Here is a 523-nt window from a genome sequence, read left to right as displayed (position 1 = left end):
TCCAGAGATATTCGCCGGTCTCTTAGGTACGTCGCAAACTTTAGTAAGCCCAGCTCAATAACTTTCATACCCTGATGGTTTACACATACGAACTTGCTATAGCCTTTCGCTATCCAGACCAAGCGCATGTATTGCGGTTCCTTTCCTTCTCGCTCAAGTTGCAGCCAAGTACCCGTTTCAATAGATTTTGCTTTTAGAATCCAGGTTTTGAGCTCTTGAGACTTAGTAAGGTTTCGTTGCACCAAGTCATCTTCAGTCTCTGGCAGGTCTTGTAACTTAGCTTGCACCATATTATGGCAACCACGTGGCGCATTTTGAATAAGATGCTTTAACGACTCTCTTACAGTGCCAGACGCTTCATTCGTTCCCGATACCTGTTTCAGACCTTCTTGAATAACAGGAATAATTTTCTTAGCATCAACGGGGATTTCAGGATTGTCTCCAAAAGCAATTAGACGATCAAGAACCGATAAATAAGTATGCCACTGCTCACTATCTTCACCATATTTTATATGGGTGAGGT

Annotated in this window: 1 protein-coding gene; it reads right to left on the bottom strand. The window is 42.6% G+C overall.

Features of this window, described 5'->3' with window-relative positions:
* Positions 1-523: DUF1631 family protein (locus tag A3756_RS04725; protein ID WP_156490272.1), on the bottom strand; the 523-nt coding region annotated here is incomplete at both ends.

Source organism: Oleiphilus sp. HI0086, from assembly GCF_001635225.1.
The sequence above is the reverse complement of the archived record's forward strand: the minus strand, read 5'-3'. Positions and strand labels throughout refer to the sequence as shown.